This window comes from Bradyrhizobium sp. JHI2711 (assembly GCF_056156565.1).
Map to the genome: position 1 here is coordinate 1 of NZ_JBPZPT010000045.1, position 211 is coordinate 211.

The window sequence follows — 211 nt, forward strand, 5'->3', positions numbered from 1 at the left end:
GCGGCCGGCGTATACGTCCAGGTGCCATTGCCGTTGTTGACGATGCTGCCACCACCGCTCGCCACGCTGACCGAGGTGATCGAGAGCGAAGAGCTGTCGACGTCCGTGACTCCAGCGAGCAAGGTCGTTGCGCTGATCGTGTAGACAATGTCCTCCGTACCTGCGGCCAAGGCTATAGGGCTTGCAACTGGCGCTTGATTCGCAACCTCAT

1 protein-coding gene is annotated in these 211 nt (G+C 60.7%); it reads right to left on the reverse strand.

Features of this window, described 5'->3' with window-relative positions:
* The coding region (locus tag ACTEK7_RS36710) for a cadherin-like domain-containing protein (protein ID WP_474810829.1) at positions 1 to 211 on the reverse strand (211 nt) is incomplete at both ends.